This is a genomic window from Lentzea sp. NPDC092896 (assembly GCF_044754905.1).
In the GTDB taxonomy this organism is placed as follows: domain Bacteria; phylum Actinomycetota; class Actinomycetes; order Mycobacteriales; family Pseudonocardiaceae; genus Lentzea.
In genome coordinates, this window is the sequence record NZ_JBIVPX010000004.1 from 221072 (window position 1) to 238169 (window position 17098).

The following is a 17098-nucleotide window of genomic DNA, read 5'->3' on the forward strand; positions in this document are numbered from 1 at the left end:
GTTCGGTGGTAGCTCAGAGGTAGAGCGCCCGGCTCTGGGGCCGGGTGGACGCCGGTTCGAGCCCGGCCCGCCGAACGCCCTTGGAACGCGTAGCTCAGTGGTAGAGCTCCGGCTCTTGATCCGGAGGGACGCCGGTTCGAGCCCGGCCGTGTTCCCCGACGGAGGTGCGGCGCGCCGGCCTCGTCCGTGACTGTCGCGGACGAGGCCTACCGGACCAGGCCTACGGCGCCTGGAGCGTCAGGTAGGCCAGGCCGAGCGTGCCGCGCCACCCCCGCAACCGGTAGCCCCGGGAGGTGTCGGCCTTCGCCCTGATCTCCGGCGCGTGCTCGGAGTCCGGGTTGTCGCGCAGCCAGCGTTCCCAGGCGAGACCGTGCCCGTTCTCGAACACGTCCCACTCGTCGAGGCTCGCCTGTTCCACCGCGAGCATGCGGTAGCCGTGAGCGTGCGCGAGGTCCACCAGATCGGCCACCGAGCCGTACTGGTCGCGTGGCACCGGCATGGCCGCCAACTGTTCCTCGGTCGGCTCGCGTTCCCAGAAACCCTCGCCCAGCAGAAGCCTGCCGCCCGCGCGCAACAGCCGCTTCGCCGCCGTGAGCGCGTTCGCCGTGTGCTGCAACGGGTCTCCGCCCCACACCTGGCTGGCGCCGTTGACGATCACGACGTCGGCCGGCCGGTCCGGATGCCACCGGGCCACGTCCGCCACCTGCAGACTGACGCGGCCGGCCAGTCCTCGTGCCTCGGCGTTGGCCTGACCGTGCGCGATGTCCGCGGCGTTCAGGTCGACACCGGTGCCGGTGGCCGTGGGAGCGGCTTCCAGGGTCCGCAGGAGGAACTCCGCCCAGCCGCAACCCACGTCCAGCACGTGGGCGTCGTCCAACGGCAGGAGTGAGCGGATGAGGCGAGCTGCTCGTGCCTCGGACAGAGGTCCGTGGAACGTCAGGTCCTCGTGCAGCGGTGCGATCTCCGGTGGCGTCATCGCTCGCAGGATGGCCCCGGTGGCTCATCGCGGGCAACGCGTTATTCGGTTGTTGGCGACATCCCCTCCCCGTAGCGTCATTCGACGTGGAACTCGTGTGGCGCCCGCTCACGACAGCGGACATCCCGGCGGTGGCCGCGCTCTACAACGCGGCCGAGGCGGTCGACGACACCGGCGAACTGTTGTCCGAAGAGGACTTCGCGGAGTCGTTCGGCAAGGCCGACCTGCCCGGTGGATCGCTGGCCGTGCTCGCGGGCGGAAGGCTTGCCGCCTACGGGCTGGTCGCGTTGCGCGACAACCCCGTGGGCACGCACCGCGTCCGGCTCGACGGAGCGGTCCACCCCGAGTTCCGCCGCGAGGGCATCGGGCGGCAACTGCTGCCGCGCCTCGCCACCCTGGCGCACGACCTCCACGTCGCACGACACCCGGACCTGCCGCTCGCCGTGTGCACCATGGTCGAGAGCCGCTCCGAGGGACACGTCGCCCTGGTCGAGAAGCTCGGCTTCGGCGCCGACCGCTACTTCTACGAGCTGGAGGTGGCACTGGGCGAGTCACTCGCCCAGGTCCCGATCCCGTCCGGTTACGAGATCGTGCCGTTCTCCGCGGCCCGCGGCGAAGAGGTCCGCAACGTCTGCAACACGGCCTTCGCCCAGCACTGGGGGTCGGTCGACCGCAGCCCTGAGGAGTGGGCGGCGTCGTTCACCGACAGCTTGCGGTTCGTTCCGGAGTCCTCCTTCCTGGCGCTCTCCGGAGGCGCCGTGGTCGGGTTCGTGCTCGCACGGCACTACCCGGTGGTCGAGGAGATGACCGGCGTCCGCGAGTTGTGGATCGGGGACGTCGGCACCCTGGAGGAGCACCGCGGGCGTGGGGTGGCCTCGGCCCTGCTGAGCCGCACGCTGGCTCAGGGCAGGACGCAGGGCTATCACCGCGCCGGGCTCTCCGTGGACTCGGCCAACTCGACCCGTGCGCTCGGCGTGTACGAGCGCGCCGGGTTCGAGGTGGCGCGGACCTGGATCGACTACGGGCTGCCGGTCGCGCTCTGACCGGGTGACCCGGTCGGGTGGTGAGCGGATTCGCCCGGCAACGGACTGAGCCGCACCGCTGGAGCTCTTCGCTGGACTGGTCGACGCTCTGACGGTGTAACCCGGCCTGGTGGTGAGCGAACTCGCCTAGGAACGGACGGCCGTGCCGCTGGAGTTTCTCGGTTGCCGGTGGCGCGTTGACGGGTGTGACTCGGTCTGGTGGCGGGCGGATTCGTCCGGCGACGGACCGAGTCGTACCGCTAGTGCTCTGGGTTGCCGGTGGCGCTTTGACGGCGTGACTCGGCCCGATGGCGGGCGGGTTCGTCCGGCGACGGACCGAGTCGTACCGCTAGTGCTCTGGGCTGCCGGTGGCGCTTTGACGGCGTGATTCGGCCCGATGGCAGGCGGATTCGCCCGGCAACGGACGAGCCGTGCCGCTGGAGCTCCCGGCCGCCGGTGGCGTTCTGACGGCGTAGCCCGGTCTGCCGGCGAGCGAATTCGCCCGGCGACGGACCGAGCCGTGCCGCTGGAGCTCCCGGCTGCCGGTGGCGCTCTGACGGCGTGACCCGGCCCGGTGCGGAGCGAACTCGTCCGGCGACGGGCCGAGTCGTACCGCTAGAGCTCCTCGCCGGCCTGGCCGACGCAGAACTCGTTGCCGTCCGGGTCGGCGAGCACGGTCCAGACGAGACCGGGAACGCTGTGCACCGCGATCTCCGTGGCGCCGAGCGCGAGGAGGCGGGCGACCTCCGCCTTGCGGTCCGGCACGTGCGAGTCGAAGTGGACTCTGTTCTTGCCCGGCGTGGCGTCCGGCACCTGCTGGATGCCGAGCGCGACGCCGGTCTCGGTGTTCGGCGCGAGCACGATGAACTCACCCCAGTCGTTCTGGATCGTGGTGCCGAGTGCGGCCGTCCAGAACTCCGCGAGCTTGCGCGCGTCGCCCGTGTCGATGGTGATCATGGCAATGGTCAGAGGCATGGATCGGACGCTACTCAAGGGGTCTGACAATTCTGGTTCGCCCAGGTCAGAGCCCAGACGGAGCACCGCGCGCGATTTCGGGGAACGCCCAACCAGTACGCTGTTTCAACTGCCCGTGAACGAGGAGCACCCACCGTGATCACCAGGATGTCGTCGCTGTTCCTGCGCACCCTTCGCGAGGATCCGGCGGACGCCGAAGTGCCCAGCCACAAGCTGCTGGTGCGCGCCGGCTACGTCCGCCGCGTCGCGCCGGGCGGGTACACCTGGCTGCCGCTGGGCCTCAAGGTCCTGCGCAACATCGAGGCCGTCGTCCGCGAGGAGATGGACGCCTTCGGCGCGCAGGAGATCCAGTTCCCCGCGCTGCTGCCCAAGGAGCCCTACGAGGCGACGAACCGGTGGGAGGAGTACGGCCCCAACCTGTTCCGCCTCAAGGACCGCAAGGGCGCCGACTACCTCCTCGGCCCCACGCACGAGGAGATGTTCGCCCTCACCGTGAAGGGTGAGTACAGCTCCTACAAGGACTACCCCGTCACGCTGTACCAGATCCAGACCAAGTACCGCGACGAGGCGCGTCCCCGTGCGGGCATCCTGCGCGGCCGCGAGTTCCTGATGAAGGACTCGTACTCGTTCGACCTCACCGACGAGGGCCTGAGCCAGTCGTACCAGAACCACCGCGACGCCTACATCCGCATCTTCGACCGGCTCGGCCTGGAGTACGTGATCGTCTCCGCCACGTCCGGTGCGATGGGCGGCTCGGCGTCCGAGGAGTTCCTGGCCGTCGCCGAGACGGGCGAGGACACGTTCGTGCGCAGCACCGAGTCCGGTTACGCGGCGAACGTCGAGGCCGTCGCGACGCCCGTGCCCCCCGCGCAGTCGATCGACGACAAGCCCGCCGCACAGGTGCACCACACGCCGAGCACGCCCACCATCGAGACGCTGGTGGACTTCCTCAACGCCAACACCGACCGCAAGTTCACCGCGGCGGACACGCTGAAGAACGTCCTGGTGAAGGTCAAGAGCCCCGGCAAGGACTGGGAGCTGCTCGCGATCGCCGTCCCCGGTGACCGCGAGGTCGACTTCAAGCGCCTCGAGGCAGCCCTCGAACCGGCTGAGGTCGCGATGCTGGAGGCGGCCGACTTCGCCAAGAACTCGTTCCTGGTGAAGGGCTACATCGGCCCGGGAGCCATCCAGGCCAACGGCATCCGCTTCCTCGCCGACCCCCGCGTCGTCACGGGCACCGCCTGGGTCACCGGCGCGGACAAGGCCGACCACCACGTCGTCGACCTGGTGGCGGGCCGCGACTTCACCCCCGACGGCGTCATCGACGTCGCCGAGGTCCGCGAAGGTGACGCGTCGCCGGACGGCAAGGGTGTGCTGGTCGCCGCGCGCGGCATCGAGATCGGCCACATCTTCCAGCTCGGCCGCAAGTACGCGGACGCGTTCTCGCTCGACGCCCTCGGCCCGGACTCCAAGCCCGTCCGCATCACCATGGGCTCGTACGGCGTCGGCGTCTCGCGGCTCGTCGCGGTCATCGCGGAGCAGTCGCACGACGACCGCGGCCTGATCTGGCCCCGCAACGTCGCCCCCGCCGACGTCCACGTCGTGGTCGCCGGCAAGGACGAGACGCTGATGAACGCCGGTGAGGACTTCGCGAAGCAGCTCAGCGCCAAGGGCCTCAACGTCCTGCTGGACGACCGCAAGGCGAGCCCCGGCGTGAAGTTCGCGGACGCCGAGCTCGTCGGCGTCCCGACGATCCTGGTGATCGGCCGCGGCCTGAAGGACGGCACGGTCGAGGTCAAGGACCGCCGCTCCGGCGAGCGCGTCGAGGTGCCGGTCGCGGAGGCCGTCGACCACCTGGTGCAGGTCGTCACCAGCTGAAGCAGGAACTGAACGCCGGGCAGCGCGCTGGGGGTGGGTCGCGCGGCCCGGCGTTCAGCGTGTCACCGGGGAGCGGTCAGCCCGCCCGGCGGTCGGTGAGGTCCAGTGCCGGTTCCTCGAACCAGCCGAGCGCGCGTTCCCGCTTCACGGCACGCTCGGCGCGGGGCAACTGGTCCGCCACGACGTCGCGCACCAGCAGATGCCGGAACCCGTACTCGATCTCGCCCGTCTCGCTGTTGCGGCCCTGACGGCGCAGGAAGTCGCGCTGTTCCAGCAGTTCCAGAGCCTTGGCGACCTCGAGAGCGTTCCGCTGCCCCGCCGCGGCCACCGCTCCGGGCGACACCAGATCACCCGCGACGGCGGCGTCCTGAAGCACCGCCTTCACCTCGAACGGCAGTGAGTCGAGCTGAGCGGTCAGCACGCCACGCACTGATGGCGGGACCGGCAGCGAAGCGTCGTTCTGCACGCACGGCATGCGCGGATCGGCCACCATGCGGGCGTATTCGGTGGCGAACAACGGGTTGCCGCCGACACACGTCACCAGCGCCTGCCAGAGTTCGGACGACAGCTCGCGGGTCTGCAGCAACGAGTTCAGCAGGCTGCGCGTTCCGTTGTGGGACAACGGCTCCAGGCTGATCGTGGTCGCGTTGCGCTTGCCGCCGAACCACGACGGCCTGCGTTGCAGCAGCTCCGGCCGCGCGGTGGCGATCACCAGCAACGGCACGGAACCGGCGTGCTCGCTCAGTTCCTCCACGAAGTCGAGCACCACGTCGTTCGCCCAGTGCACGTCCTCCAGGAAGACGACCAGCGGGTCGGACTCCGCGACCTCCTCCAGGAACCGCCGCCACGCCGGGAAGTCCGCCCGCACACCAGGACCGGGTTCGGCCAGGCTGGCGAGGCTCCCGTGCAGCCGGTCCGCGAGCTCACCGACGCCGACCAACGACGCGAGAGCGGCCCGCAGGGTCTCGAAGGAGGAGAAGCCGCTCACGACGTCCGACAGCGGCCCGTAGCCGTGGTCGTCGCCGAAAGCCGTTGCAGTGCCACGCAATGCGGTCTTGCAAGACGACGTGAGCTCGTTGACGAGCCGTGTCTTGCCCACGCCCGCTTCGCCGAGCACGGTCACGAAGTGCGGGCGTCGGCGCGTGCGGACTTCTTCGAGAAGCCCTTGCAACACCAGCAACTCACGCTCACGTTCCACGAACGGCACGGCGGCCTGCGAACGCCGGGTCGCACCACGCGGTGACACGCACGAGACCGCCTGCCAGCCCCCGGTCGGAGCGCCATCGGCCTCCCACGTCACCGAACTTGCCGCCTCACGGGTCGCGGAGCACGTACGAACGGCGCCCAGCGGAGACAACGCCATCAGCTGACGGCACTGATCGAGCAGCACGCCCGTGGCAGTGGGCGTACCGGACGAAGGCAGCCGCACGAGAGAGTCGCCGGTCGCCACGCCGATCTGCACGTCGGCGACAGCGGCCAACCGGTCGCGGATGGCCAACGACGCACGCACGGCGCGATCGGCGTCGTCCTCGGCCGTTTTGGGCACACCGAACAGAGCCAGGAACACGGAACCCACGTTGCCGCCGACGACGCCCCCAAGACGGGAAACCTCGGCGGAGACGACGGAAGCGACTTCCTGGTGCACCGCGTCGACGTCCTCCGGGTCACCGTCACCGGCCGCGAGACCGAGCTGGGCGGACACCATCACGACGCTGACGAGCTTGCGCTCCACGGTCGTCACGTTCATCGCGCCCGCGGTGACCGCCGGAGCGACGGGCTCTGCGACGGGTGGCGTGATCACGACGGGAGCGGACACGGGAGAGGCCTGGCCGACGGAGAGCAGATGTCTGCGTTGCACCGACGGAGGAAGGTCCAGCGCGGGGGCGTGGTCGAGGATCGCGCGCTCCAGTTCCTGGAGCTCGCGACCCGGTTCGAGGCCGAGTTCCTCCACCAACGCCGCCCTGGTACGGCGGTAGACGCTCAGCGCGTCCACCTGCCGGCCACACCGGTACAGCGCGAGCATCAGCTGCCCGTTGAGTCGTTCGCGATACGGCTCCACCTCGATCAGCGACTCCAGCTCGCCGATGATCTCGTAGTGCCTTCCGCAGGCGAGTTCTGCCTCGAAGCAGTCTTCCTGCGTCGCCAGCCGCCCGTCTTTGATGGCGGTCAGCTCCGGCCAGTTGATGCCGGTCTCCGCAAGATCCGCGAGCACCGGTCCTCGCCACAAGCTCAGTGCCTTGCGGAGCACAGTCGCCGCGGCGGGCCAGTTGCCGGCGGAGAGTTCACCTCGTCCCTGTTCGGTCAGTTGCTGGAAACGCGACAGGTCGAGGGAGTTCTGGTCCACGCGCAGCAGGTACCCCGGCGCGTGGGTCAGCAGCAGTGCGGACCCTTCGGGGTTGCTGCCGTGGGGAGTGAGAACGCCTCGCAGCCCTGAGACGGCGTTCTGGAGCATCTTGCGCGCCGTGGGCGGGACATCCCGTGACCACAACGCTTGGAGCAGCTTGCTCGTCGCCACCACTCGGTTGGCGTGCAACAGGAGGAAACCCAGAGCCGCGCGCTGCTTGACGCCGCCCAGCGGCACGGGCAGGTCGTCGTCGAGGACTTCCAGTGAGCCCAGCAGGTGGAATCGCATGGTTCTGGCCTCCTTGGGTGACTGTCCGAACGGAGGGGGAACGATCAGCCCCAAGGAGTGTCGTCGTCCCACGGGGTGTCGCCGTCGGCCGGAAGGGCCGGCAGCGTGATGCCCTTGCCCCACGGGGTGTCGTCGGAAGCGATGGCGCCCCAAGGGGTGTCGCCGTCGTTGACGATCTGGCTCCAGGGGGTGTCACCGCCCGCGCCCTTGCCCCACGGGGTGTCGTCGTCGGCCTGTGCGGTGCCGGTGAAGAGCGTCAACGCGAGGGCCGCCGGGATGGCGGAGAGAACCAGAGCGGCTGCGGTCGTCTTGCGGATCATGTCGGCCTCCTCTTTCTTGGTCGGTCCTTGGTTCGAGTTGTGCTTCAGACACCTTCGATCGGTGCCTGAGAACGAAGTTAGAAGTGCCGCCCATCGCCGCTCTATCGCGCACCCACCGCGTATCAATCGGCCGTGATGGCGGGGCTCGCGCAACCAATTGAGACGCTTCAATAGCTGACCCGCCAGTCAGCACACAGCTGTTACTACGCAGGGTGGTCGCTTATCCGGAGAATTAGGTGCGGTGTACCGCAATGGTTGGGTGCGGTTAGCGATCCGAACGAACGGCTTGTGCCGCTCGGAGTAGTCCCGATGAGACGTTCAGGCTGCTTGGCGGCATGCCGTACGATCGCCGTGAAGTCCGCCGCCACAACGATGAATTCTCGGGTTCACGTACTCGTTGATCTGCCAAGATGCCCCGGATCTGATCATCTCCAAATGAGATGCCTATTGAGATCGAGCGCATTATGGTGGATCGTGTAGTCATGCACAAGAAGGATCTTGACAGTTTTCCTCGCCGAGGCTAACTTCGGAGATCATCACCCATCGGAGTACTCGCCTGCAGTTGATGCAACCGGAGGTCAAACACGAGATGTGAAGGATTTTCATCTTAAATCCGATCTTGAGATGACGTCCTGGAAGTGCCTTTTTCCACGTCTTCGGTAAATGTGATTCGGTAACGGTGAAAACGACCGGAGCGTGAGGTGCAGGGGCATTGCGGGAAATAGAGGCGCGAGGGGTCGTCCGTCATGAGCTCCGCCCCTGACGAGGAACTGATTTTCAAGCTGCTCGGTCCGATCGAGGTGATCGGAGCGGAGGAGCAGGTGCAGGTGCCGCCAGGACGTCAGCAGACGATCCTGGGCGCATTGCTGCTCGAAGCCAATCGCGTTGTCAGCATGGACCAGCTGATCGACCTCGTCTGGGAGCACACCCCGCCGTCGACCGCACGGGCGCAGATCCAGATCTGCGTGTCCGCGCTCCGGCGGGAGTTCGCGAGAGTCGGCGTCGACGCCCAGATCGAGACCCGCCAGCCCGGCTACCTGCTGCGCGTCGCCGCGGACAAGATCGACACCTTCCTCTTCGAACGCCGCGTGGCCGACTCCGACGCCGCCGTCCGGCAGGGCCGCATGGAAGAGGCGTCGGCGGTGTTGCGAGCGGCATTGGCGTTGTGGCGCGGACCCGCACTCGGCGGCGCCGGAGCCACGTTGCAGAACAAAGCACTGCGCCTCGACGAGAAACGTCTGTCGGTGCTGGAGAACTGCGTCGACATCGAGTTGTTGCTGGGCCGCCATCACGCACTCATCGGTGAATTGCAGAGCATGGTGACGGAACACCCGCTGCGAGAACGCCCGCGCGGCCAGTTGATGCTCGCGCTCTACCGCTCCGGCAGGCAGTCCGAGGCGCTCGACGTTTACCGAGCCGGCCGCGACCTGTTCATCGAACACCTGGGCCTCGAACCGAGCGACCAGTTGCGCAAGCTCGAGACCGCGATCCTGACCGACGACGAGGTGCTGCGCCTCGATCAGGAGAAGTCGGTTCCGGTCACCGTGCAGAACGTCGTGTCACCGCACCAGCTTCCGGCCACCATCTCCGACTTCATCGGCCGCCAGGACGTGGTGGCGCGCGCTGAGAGCATTCTCGCGGGCGACCACATGACCATGCCGGTGGTGAACATCTCCGGCAAGGCGGGCATCGGTAAGAGCGCTCTCGCGGTGCACGTGGCCCATCGCGTCGCCGCCGAGACCTACCCGGACGGCCAGCTGTACTGCGACCTGCGCGGCACCCAGGCGAAACCGGCCACACCGGCCGAGGTGCTCGGCCGGTTCCTGTCCGCGTTGGGTGCCGTGGGCTCGACATTGCCCGACGGCGTCGACGAGCGGGCGGACATGTACCGAAGCATGCTCGCGAACCGCCGTGTGCTCGTGGTCCTGGACGACGCGGGCAGCGAGTCACAGGTGCACCAACTGCTTCCGGGCTCTCCCACGTGCGGTGTGGTCGTCACGAGCCGCACCCGGCTGACCGGTCTCGCCGGATCTCATTTGGTCGACGTCGACTTCATGGACTCCGATGACGCTCTGGAGTTGTTGGGGCGCATCATCGGCAAGCAGCGCCTGCAGAGCGAACCGGTCGCCGCGGCCGCGTTGGTGGACGTCGTGGGAGGGCTCCCACTGGCGTTGCGGATCATCGGCGCCCGCCTCGCCGCCCGCACACACTGGAGCCTCGCCTCGATGGTCGGCCGCCTCGCCGACGAACGGCACCGTCTCGACGAACTGGTGCACGGCGACATGGTCGTGCGCGCCAGCCTGTCGCTGACCTACGACGGCCTGGAGTCCGACACGTGCCGGGTGATGCGGCTGATGTCGTTGCTGGAAGCGGAAAGCCTGCCCGTCTGGACAGCCTCGGCCTTGACGGACGACGACCGCCACCGAGGCTTCGACCTGCTTGAGCGCCTGGTCGACGCCCAGCTGCTGGACGTGGTCGGCAGCGACATCACGGGCCTGCCCCGCTACCGCTTCCACGACCTGATCCGCCTGTTCGCCAAGGAACAGCTCGCGGTGCACGAGGCCCCCGCCACGCAACTGGCCTCCGTCGAACGCGTGGCCGGCGGCTGGCTCGCGATGGCCGAACAGGCCCACCAACGCCTCTACGGCGGAGACTTCACCGTTCTGCACGGCACCGGCCGGCGCTGGCAGCCCAGCGCCCCGTACCTCGACCAGGTGCTGCAGGACCCGTTGGGGTGGCTGGAAAGCGAGCGCCCGAACATCTGCGCCGCCGTCCTGCAGGCCGCCGACGCCGGCCTGGACGAGCTGTGCTGGGACCTCGCGATGACGCTCGTGACGTTGTTCGAGACCCGCAGCTACCTCGACGACTGGCAGCAGACCCACGAACGCGCCCTCGAGGCCGTGCGCAGGGCGGGCAACAAGCGCGGCACCGCGGCCCTGCTGTGCTCGCTCGGGTCGTTGCACCACAGCCAGCGGCGCATGGACGCGTCCCGTGCCGCTCTCGAACCGGCGCTGGAGCTGTTCACGGAGCTCGACGACACCCACGGGCTGGCGTTGGTGCGCCGCAACCTCGGCCTGCTGGAGTACAACGAAGGCCGTCCGGAGATCGCCCTGAGGATCTTCGAGCAGTCGCTGGTGGGCTTCAAACGCGTCGGTGACGTCGTCGGCCAGGCCTACGTGGTGTCGCAGCTCGCGCAGCTGTCACTGGACCGCGGCGAACACGAGCTGGCGGTCGGTCAGCTGCGCGGCGCCCTCGGCATGTGCCGCGAGATCTCCAGCCCGCGGGTGGAGGCCCAGGTCCTGTACCGGCTCGGCAGTGCGATGCTCGTGCAGGGGCGCTACGAGCAGGCGCAGCAGCTCATCACGTCGGTGCTCGGCATGGTGCAGCGCTCCGGTGACACCGTGGGGGAGAGCTACGCGCTGCACTCTCTCGGCCTGATCCACGGCCGCATGCGCATGTTCGCCGAGGCGGGGCGGTTGCTGCGGCGCGCGATCCGGCTGTGCGAGGAGAACCTCGACCGCGTCGGGGCCGCGCGGATCAGGCTCGACCTGGCCCAGCTCGTGTCGCAGCGCGGGGAGACGTTCCACGCGATCGCGATCGTGGAGCAGGCGATGATGACGTTCCAGGAACTGCGGCTCGCGCTGTGGGAGAGCAAGGCGCTGGCGGTGCTGGAGAAGATCACCGCCGAGAACCCGCTGCCCGCCGCCGTCACGTCCAACGGCGGCGCGCGGTAGATCGGCGGCCGGCCGCCTTCGAATCGTGGCGCGGCGACTCGTTGCGAGCGCTCGTGATGACGACCCGCTGACTGTTGCGTCTCGGACGGGCGGGACCCAGGGCGAATCGACTCGCGAAGCCTTGTGGCGTTCCTGAGGCATGCGAACCCTGAGGGGCCGTGCGGTGTCAGCACGTCGGCGGTGCGAACCCGCGTAGCTGCCCCGGGCCGGCGAGCGAGCCGCCGCCCCGGTGGGCGGCGGCGCGACATGTCCTAGGAGGTCGGCGTGAGCGAGTCGACCATCTTCTGCAGGTCGGACTCCTTGAGCAGCGGCGGGTTGGTGCCGCCTCCGCCACCCTCCAGGTCGCCGTTCACGGCCAGCACGTGCAGCTTGGTGCTGCCGTTGAGCACCACGACCTTGACCATGCCCTTGCTCGCCAGGCACTTGTTGCCGGTCTGGGTGACCGTGGCGTCGACCTGCACGCCGTCGACGACGACCTTCTTGCCGTCCTTCTGGGTGTGCTGGATCTTCACCGGCTTGGGTTCCGTGGTCGTCACCTTGGGGTCGCCGCCCGACGAGTAGTACTGCGCGGAGAGGGCCTTGGTGAAGTCGGTGGCCGCCTTGTTGATGTCGCCCTTCGGGAGCTGGGTGCCGCCGTTGGTGCCCTTGGTGAACGGCTTGCCCTCGCACGTGTAGTCGCCGTAGGTGGTGATGCCGGACAGCAGGACGCCGTCGAACCCGTCCACCGGGATCTTGGCGTCGGCGATGACGTCCCAGTTCTTCGGGACCACGTAGTTGTAGCCGAGCCCCGTCTCGATGCACTGCTGGCCCTCGTTCTTCGGGCACGCGGTGTCGGTCGGCTGCGCGGAGGTGCTGTTCGAGGTGGACGGGTCGGGCTGCGCGGTCGTGTTGTCCTGGCGCGAGAGCAGGAACCAGGTGAGGCCACCGCCGACGAGCAGCACGAGGACGACGGCGCCCATCACGAGCCAGAGCGTCTTCTTGCTCTTCTTCGGCGGCTCGTTGTCGAAGCCGCCGTACACGCCGAGGCCGCCGTACCCGCCGTAACCCTGCTGCGGGAACTGACCTTGTTGCGGGAACTGGGGCTGCTGCGGGAAGCCACCGGTCTGCGGGTAGCCGCCGGTCTGGTAGCCACCGCTCTGGTAGTCACCCTGTTGCTGCTGGCCCCAGCCCTGCTGGTCGTTCCAGCCGCCCTGTCCGCCGCCACCTGGGTAAGTCACGGGGAAACGGTACCTGGTGGGTCTGACAGAGGCTTAATTCACCATGCGTTGACTTCGGGAACGGGCGAGGCGTAGCGTGCGCGTTAAATTCAACGCATGATGAACTAAGGGGGCAGATGATGCGCACCGCGCTGGTCACCGCCGTCGCAGGCGCGGTGGTGGCGTTTCTCCTCGGCCTGCTGACCTTCGGTGTGCAGGCCACCGTGCACCCGCACGACGTTCCGCTCGCCGTCGTGGCGCCTCCGCCGATCGCGGAGAAGGTCCAAGCCGCCGACTCGGCCGAGGTCGACATCCGGGTCGTGTCCGCGGACGAGGCACGGAACCTCCTTCGGGACAAGGAGGTCTACGGGGTGCTGGAGATCGCGCCCGGCCAGGCGACGATCCGGCTCAACCCCGCGGTCAACCCGTCCGGCACGCAGGTCGCGCAGCAGGTGCTGACCGGTGTCGCGCAGGGTGCCGGGCTGCCGGTCAGGATCGACGCGCGGACACCGACGGCCGCCGAACGCACCGCGCCGCTCGCCGCGTCGGCACTGCTGTGGGTCGGCGGGATGATCGCCGGACTGCTGTTCGTGGTGCTGAAGGGCGGCAGGCTCAGGTGGCTGTCGGCGCTGACCACGGCCGTCCTGGTCACCGGCTCGACCACGGGACTGCTGGCGTGGTGGGGTGTCACGGTCAACGCCGAGGCGCTCACGTTCCTGCTCGCCGTCGCCGTGTCGTTCGCGCTGCTGCAGGCCGGGCTGTTCAAGCACCTCGGCATCCGCGCGATGGGGATCCTCGGCATCCTCTACCTGATGGCGCCCGCCGTCGCGGGCCAGGTTCCGGAGCTGCTCAACCCGGCCTACAAGGCGGTCCTGTGGTCGTGGACGCCGTTCCGGTTCTCGGCGGAAGGCCTGCGCAGTCTCATGTACGACGGGTCCGTCAGCACCGAGTGGTGGGTGTTCGGCGGGATCGCGCTCGTAGGGCTCGTCCTGCTGCTAGCCGGCGAGAAAGCTCAGACGGACCGTGCGGACGGGGTTGTCGACGTTGGTGTCGACGAGGCAGATGGACTGCCACGTGCCGAGCGTCAGCACACCGCCTAGCACCGGGATCGTCGCGTAGGGCGGCACCAGCGCGGGCATCACGTGGTCACGGCCGTGGCCAGGGGTGCCGTGCCGGTGCCGCCACTTCACGTCGCGGGGCAGGATGCGCTCCAGCGCGGTCAGCAGGTCGTCGTCGCTGCCGGCGCCCGTCTCGATGATGGCGACGCCCGCGGTCGCGTGCGGCACCCACACGTGCAGCAGGCCGTCGCCGTTCTCGCTGTCGAGGAACCGCTGGCATTCCCGCGTCAGGTCGTGCACGACCTCGTCGGCACCGGTGCGGATCCGGATCTCCTCGCTGCGCATGACCTCAGATCTTACGAACCACCCGTGCGGGGTTGCCGACCGCGAGCACGTGAGCAGGCAGATCACGCGTCACGACACTGCCCGCGCCGACCACCGTGTTGTTGCCGATGGTGACTCCGGGGCAGACGATCACGCCGCCGCCGAACCACACCTCGTCCCCGATGACGATCGGCGCGGTCGTCTCCCAGCCCTCGATCCGCGCGTCGTGGTCCTCGATGGGGTGCAACGCCGTCAGCAGCTGCACGCTCGGACCCATCATCACGTGATCGCCGATGGTCACCGGGCCGCAGTCGAGGATGATGCCGCCGTAGTTCATGAAGCTGTTCGCGCCGATGCGGGTGTTGTAGCCGTACTCGATCTGCAGGCGCTGCATGAACGTCGAGTTCTCACCGATCTCCGCCACGAACCCCTTGAGGATCGCGTACATCCCGTCGGTGTCCTCCGGGTCGTGCGCGTTGAACCGGGCCATCTCACGCCAGCCGCGCCGGCGGTCCGCGTCCAGCTCGGGGTCTCCGGGGAGGTAGGGCTCGCCGTTGATCATCTTCTCGCGGTTGGTTCCCATGAGGACTCAGTATCGTCAGATCATGCGCGTGCTCTTCGCCAGCATGGCCACGGTCGGCCACACCTATCCGTTGATCCCGCTGGCGTCGGCCTTCCGCGCCGCCGGCCACGAGGTGCACTTCGCGGTCGGCGAGCAGATGCACCCGGTGCTCGGGAAGCTCGGGCTGCGGCCCTTTCGGCCGGGGGTCGTGTTCGGCGAGATCTACGCCGAGGACATCGCGCCGGAACTGGAACGGTTGCTGCCCGACCTCGTGATCGGCGAGTGGGCGGTGCCCGAGGTCGTCACCGAAGCCCGGCGCCGCGGGTTCTCCGCGCTGTTCCACGGGTTCGGGCGGATGTTCCCCGACGGCATCGGCTTCGTGCGGCCCACCGGCGGACGGCACCTCGACATCTGCCCGCCCTCGTTGCAGGACCCCGCTTTCCTGAAGCAGGACCGGATCCCGCTGCGGCCGGTGCCGTTCTCGCCGCCCGGTGACGTGCCGGTGCGCACCACGGGCAAGCTGATCTACCTCACGCTCGGCACGGCGTTCGGCACGCGCGAACTGCTCGCCGAGGCGGTCGTGGGGCTCGGCAAGATCTCCGAGGCACAGGTGGTCGTGGCCGCGCCGCGGGTCGGACTCCGCGACGTGCCGCCCAACGTGAAGGTGTACCCGTGGCTGCCCCAGGCCGAGGTGCTCCGGTACGCGGACGTGGCCGTTCATCACGGTGGCAGCGGCACGATGCTGGGCGCGCTCGCCGCCGGGGTTCCCCAGGTCGTGCTGCCTCAGGGCGCGGACCAGTTCGGCAACGCCGACGCGCTCGTCGCGGCCGGTGCGGCGCTGCGGCCGGCCGCGTTCAGTGCCGGGCCGATCGCGGACTGTGTGCGACAGCTGTTCGCGGACTCCTCGTACCGCGAAGCCGCAGGTCAGATCACCCGGGAGATACGTCACATGCCCTCGCCCGAGGAAGTTGCGGACAGTCTGGCGAGCGTTGTGTAACACTGTTTTTTATGAAGGCAAGCCGCCTGCGCTTCGGGATGAACCTGTGGCCGCCGTTCCTGTTCGCCGGCATCCGCGTCGTGGAGATCTCGCCGGACTACCGGTACGCACGGGTGCGGATGCGTCTACGCCCGTGGAACCGCAACTTCTTCGGCACCCACTTCGGCGGTTCGCTGTTCGCGATGACCGACCCGTTCTGGGTGTTGTTGCTGTTCAACCAGCTCCAGGGCGACCACGTCGTGTGGGACCAGGCGGGTGAGATCGAGTTCGTCGCGCCCGGCCGCGGCACGGTCCACGCCGAGTTCCGGCTGACCGACGAGCACGTCGCGCAGGTGCTCGAGCAGACCAGCGGCGGCGAGAAGGCCTTGATCTGGTTCGAGACGGACGTCGTCGGGCAGGATGGGACCGTGATCGCACGGGTGAAGAAGCAGGTCTACGCGCGACGTAAGCGCGGCAAGCAGCTCGCGCATGCGTGAGGCCTTCGGAGCGGTTTTCGACGTCGAGCCCGGTTACCTGAACACGGCGTCCATCGGCGTGCCCCCGCGGCACGTCGCCGACGCGGTGAGCGCCTCGCACGAGCGGTGGCGGCGCGGTCAGGACACGTCGTCCACGTTCAACGACGCCGTGGAGATCTCGCGTGAGGCGTTCGGGCGGTTGATCGGGGTGCCCGCCACGTCGGTCGCCTGCGGCGCCACGGTGTCGCAGTTCGTGTCGCTGGTCGCGCAGTCGTTGCCGGTCGGCTCGAAGGTCTTCGTGGATCCCGGCGACTTCACCAGCGTCACGCTGCCGTTCGTCGCCGCCGGGCACCAGATCGTGTCCACAGTGGACGAGTGCGACCTCGTCGCGATGAGCGTGGTCCAGTCGGCCGACGGGAAGATCGCGGACCTCGAAGCGTTGCGGGCGTCGGGCAAACCGGTGCTGCTCGACGTGTCGCAGGCCGCCGGGTGGCGGCCGTTGTCGTTGGCGTGGGCCGATTTCGTCGTCGGCGTGGCCTACAAGTGGCTGATGGCACCGCGCGGCGCGGCCTGGATGGCGGTGCGGCCGGACCGGATGGAGTCGCTCAAGCCGTTGGCGGCCAACTGGTACAGCACCGGCGAGAACTACGGCACCGATCTTGTGCTCCGTTCGGACGCACGGCGGTTCGACCTCTCGCCGACGTGGTTCTCGCACGTCGGTGCGGCTGTCGCGCTCCCGTGGGTGGCCACACTGGACCTCGAAGCCGTGCGCGCGCACTGCGTGAAACTGACGGATCGTCTCCTGAGTGGACTGGGCCTGCCGCCCAACGACTCGGCGATCGTCTCAGTCGGCAGGCCACCCGTTCAGGGTGTTGTTTCCTCGGTTCGTGCAGGTCGCACGCGGTATGCGTGTCACATGTACAACACGATCGAGGACGTTGACCGGGTGCTCGAAGCGCTCGCGTGACT

General features: G+C 68.7%; 14 protein-coding genes and 2 tRNA genes. 9 read left to right on the forward strand and 7 right to left on the reverse strand.

Going from position 1 to position 17098, the window contains the following annotated elements:
• Positions 1 to 2: 2 nt before the first annotated feature.
• Positions 3 to 75: transfer RNA gene (locus ACIQF0_RS21940), tRNA-Gln, on the forward strand.
• Between the two features lie 8 nt (positions 76 to 83).
• A tRNA-Lys gene (locus ACIQF0_RS21945) sits at positions 84 to 155 on the forward strand.
• A gap of 65 nt (positions 156 to 220) precedes the next feature.
• On the opposite strand, the gene ACIQF0_RS21950 is transcribed toward ACIQF0_RS21945, so the two are convergent.
• Positions 221 to 976 (reverse strand): SAM-dependent methyltransferase, encoded by a 756-nt coding sequence (locus ACIQF0_RS21950; protein ID WP_401031932.1) that lies wholly within the window; start codon positions 974 to 976, stop codon positions 221 to 223.
• Positions 977 to 1062: 86 nt separating this feature from the next.
• Between ACIQF0_RS21950 and ACIQF0_RS21955 the strand changes: the two genes are divergently transcribed.
• Positions 1063 to 2019, forward strand: coding sequence for a GNAT family N-acetyltransferase (locus ACIQF0_RS21955; protein WP_401031935.1), 957 nt, complete (start codon positions 1063 to 1065; stop codon positions 2017 to 2019).
• Between the two features lie 594 nt (positions 2020 to 2613).
• On the opposite strand, the gene ACIQF0_RS21960 is transcribed toward ACIQF0_RS21955, so the two are convergent.
• Entirely contained in the window at positions 2614 to 2973 is a 360-nt protein-coding gene (locus ACIQF0_RS21960; RefSeq protein ID WP_401031938.1) for a VOC family protein, read from the reverse strand.
• A gap of 135 nt (positions 2974 to 3108) precedes the next feature.
• On the opposite strand from ACIQF0_RS21960, the gene ACIQF0_RS21965 reads away from it, so the two are divergent.
• Positions 3109 to 4851, forward strand: a complete 1743-nt coding sequence (locus ACIQF0_RS21965) for a proline--tRNA ligase (protein ID WP_401031941.1) — start codon at positions 3109 to 3111, stop codon at positions 4849 to 4851.
• A 76-nt stretch (positions 4852 to 4927) separates the two neighbouring features.
• Here the strand turns inward: ACIQF0_RS21965 and ACIQF0_RS21970 are convergent, their stop codons facing one another.
• Entirely contained in the window at positions 4928 to 7483 is a 2556-nt protein-coding gene (locus ACIQF0_RS21970) for a BTAD domain-containing putative transcriptional regulator (RefSeq protein WP_401031944.1), read from the reverse strand.
• 44 nt (positions 7484 to 7527) lie between these two features.
• Positions 7528 to 7803 (reverse strand): hypothetical protein, encoded by a 276-nt coding sequence (locus tag ACIQF0_RS21975; RefSeq protein ID WP_360048166.1) that lies wholly within the window; start codon positions 7801 to 7803, stop codon positions 7528 to 7530.
• A 746-nt stretch (positions 7804 to 8549) separates the two neighbouring features.
• Between ACIQF0_RS21975 and ACIQF0_RS21980 the strand changes: the two genes are divergently transcribed.
• The gene (locus tag ACIQF0_RS21980) at positions 8550 to 11537 is read left to right on the forward strand and encodes a BTAD domain-containing putative transcriptional regulator (RefSeq protein WP_401031948.1); all 2988 of its coding nucleotides are present in this window, start codon (positions 8550 to 8552) and stop codon (positions 11535 to 11537) included.
• A gap of 251 nt (positions 11538 to 11788) precedes the next feature.
• Here ACIQF0_RS21980 and ACIQF0_RS21985 read toward each other — a convergent pair whose 3' ends face one another.
• Entirely contained in the window at positions 11789 to 12754 is a 966-nt protein-coding gene (locus ACIQF0_RS21985; RefSeq protein WP_401031950.1) for a hypothetical protein, read from the reverse strand.
• Positions 12755 to 12873: 119 nt separating this feature from the next.
• On the opposite strand from ACIQF0_RS21985, the gene ACIQF0_RS21990 reads away from it, so the two are divergent.
• On the forward strand, positions 12874 to 13833 hold the full coding sequence (locus ACIQF0_RS21990; protein WP_401031952.1) for an ABC transporter permease: 960 nt from the start codon (positions 12874 to 12876) through the stop codon (positions 13831 to 13833).
• Here the strand turns inward: ACIQF0_RS21990 and ACIQF0_RS21995 are convergent.
• Together ACIQF0_RS21995 and ACIQF0_RS22000 are read right to left on the reverse strand one after the other, a co-directional pair.
• Complete coding sequence (locus ACIQF0_RS21995; RefSeq protein ID WP_401031955.1) at positions 13729 to 14136, reverse strand: YjbQ family protein; 408 nt, start codon at positions 14134 to 14136, stop codon at positions 13729 to 13731. The two genes, ACIQF0_RS21990 and ACIQF0_RS21995, sit on opposite strands and share 105 nt — an antisense overlap.
• A 4-nt stretch (positions 14137 to 14140) precedes the next feature.
• Complete coding sequence (locus ACIQF0_RS22000; RefSeq protein ID WP_401031958.1) at positions 14141 to 14698, reverse strand: sugar O-acetyltransferase; 558 nt, start codon at positions 14696 to 14698, stop codon at positions 14141 to 14143.
• Between the two features lie 22 nt (positions 14699 to 14720).
• Between ACIQF0_RS22000 and ACIQF0_RS22005 the strand changes: the two genes are divergently transcribed.
• The 3 genes from ACIQF0_RS22005 to ACIQF0_RS22015 are packed head-to-tail and all read left to right on the forward strand — an operon-like array spanning position 14721 to position 17096.
• On the forward strand, positions 14721 to 15674 hold the full coding sequence (locus ACIQF0_RS22005) for a glycosyltransferase (RefSeq protein ID WP_401031960.1): 954 nt from the start codon (positions 14721 to 14723) through the stop codon (positions 15672 to 15674).
• An 11-nt stretch (positions 15675 to 15685) separates the two neighbouring features.
• Complete coding sequence (locus ACIQF0_RS22010) at positions 15686 to 16150, forward strand: DUF4442 domain-containing protein (RefSeq protein ID WP_360048155.1); 465 nt, start codon at positions 15686 to 15688, stop codon at positions 16148 to 16150.
• On the forward strand, positions 16143 to 17096 hold the full coding sequence (locus ACIQF0_RS22015) for an aminotransferase class V-fold PLP-dependent enzyme (RefSeq protein ID WP_401031963.1): 954 nt from the start codon (positions 16143 to 16145) through the stop codon (positions 17094 to 17096). Before ACIQF0_RS22010 ends, ACIQF0_RS22015 begins: the two co-directional genes overlap by 8 nt.
• The last annotated feature ends 2 nt before the right edge of the window (positions 17097 to 17098 follow it).

Bases quoted from the DNA above. Each gene is read 5' to 3' on its own strand.
- ACIQF0_RS21950 (WP_401031932.1), bottom strand. From the start codon at position 976: ATGACGCCACCGGAGATCGCACCGCTGCACGAGGACCTGACGTTCCAC.
- ACIQF0_RS21960 (WP_401031938.1), bottom strand. From the start codon at position 2,973: ATGCCTCTGACCATTGCCATGATCACCATCGACACGGGCGACGCGCGC.
- ACIQF0_RS21970 (WP_401031944.1), bottom strand. From the start codon at position 7,483: ATGCGATTCCACCTGCTGGGCTCACTGGAAGTCCTCGACGACGACCTG.
- ACIQF0_RS21975 (WP_360048166.1), bottom strand. From the start codon at position 7,803: ATGATCCGCAAGACGACCGCAGCCGCTCTGGTTCTCTCCGCCATCCCG.
- ACIQF0_RS21980 (WP_401031948.1), top strand. From the start codon at position 8,550: ATGAGCTCCGCCCCTGACGAGGAACTGATTTTCAAGCTGCTCGGTCCG.
- ACIQF0_RS21990 (WP_401031952.1), top strand. From the start codon at position 12,874: ATGCGCACCGCGCTGGTCACCGCCGTCGCAGGCGCGGTGGTGGCGTTT.
- ACIQF0_RS21995 (WP_401031955.1), bottom strand. From the start codon at position 14,136: ATGCGCAGCGAGGAGATCCGGATCCGCACCGGTGCCGACGAGGTCGTG.
- ACIQF0_RS22000 (WP_401031958.1), bottom strand. From the start codon at position 14,698: ATGGGAACCAACCGCGAGAAGATGATCAACGGCGAGCCCTACCTCCCC.
- ACIQF0_RS22005 (WP_401031960.1), top strand. From the start codon at position 14,721: ATGCGCGTGCTCTTCGCCAGCATGGCCACGGTCGGCCACACCTATCCG.
- ACIQF0_RS22010 (WP_360048155.1), top strand. From the start codon at position 15,686: ATGAAGGCAAGCCGCCTGCGCTTCGGGATGAACCTGTGGCCGCCGTTC.
- ACIQF0_RS22015 (WP_401031963.1), top strand. From the start codon at position 16,143: ATGCGTGAGGCCTTCGGAGCGGTTTTCGACGTCGAGCCCGGTTACCTG.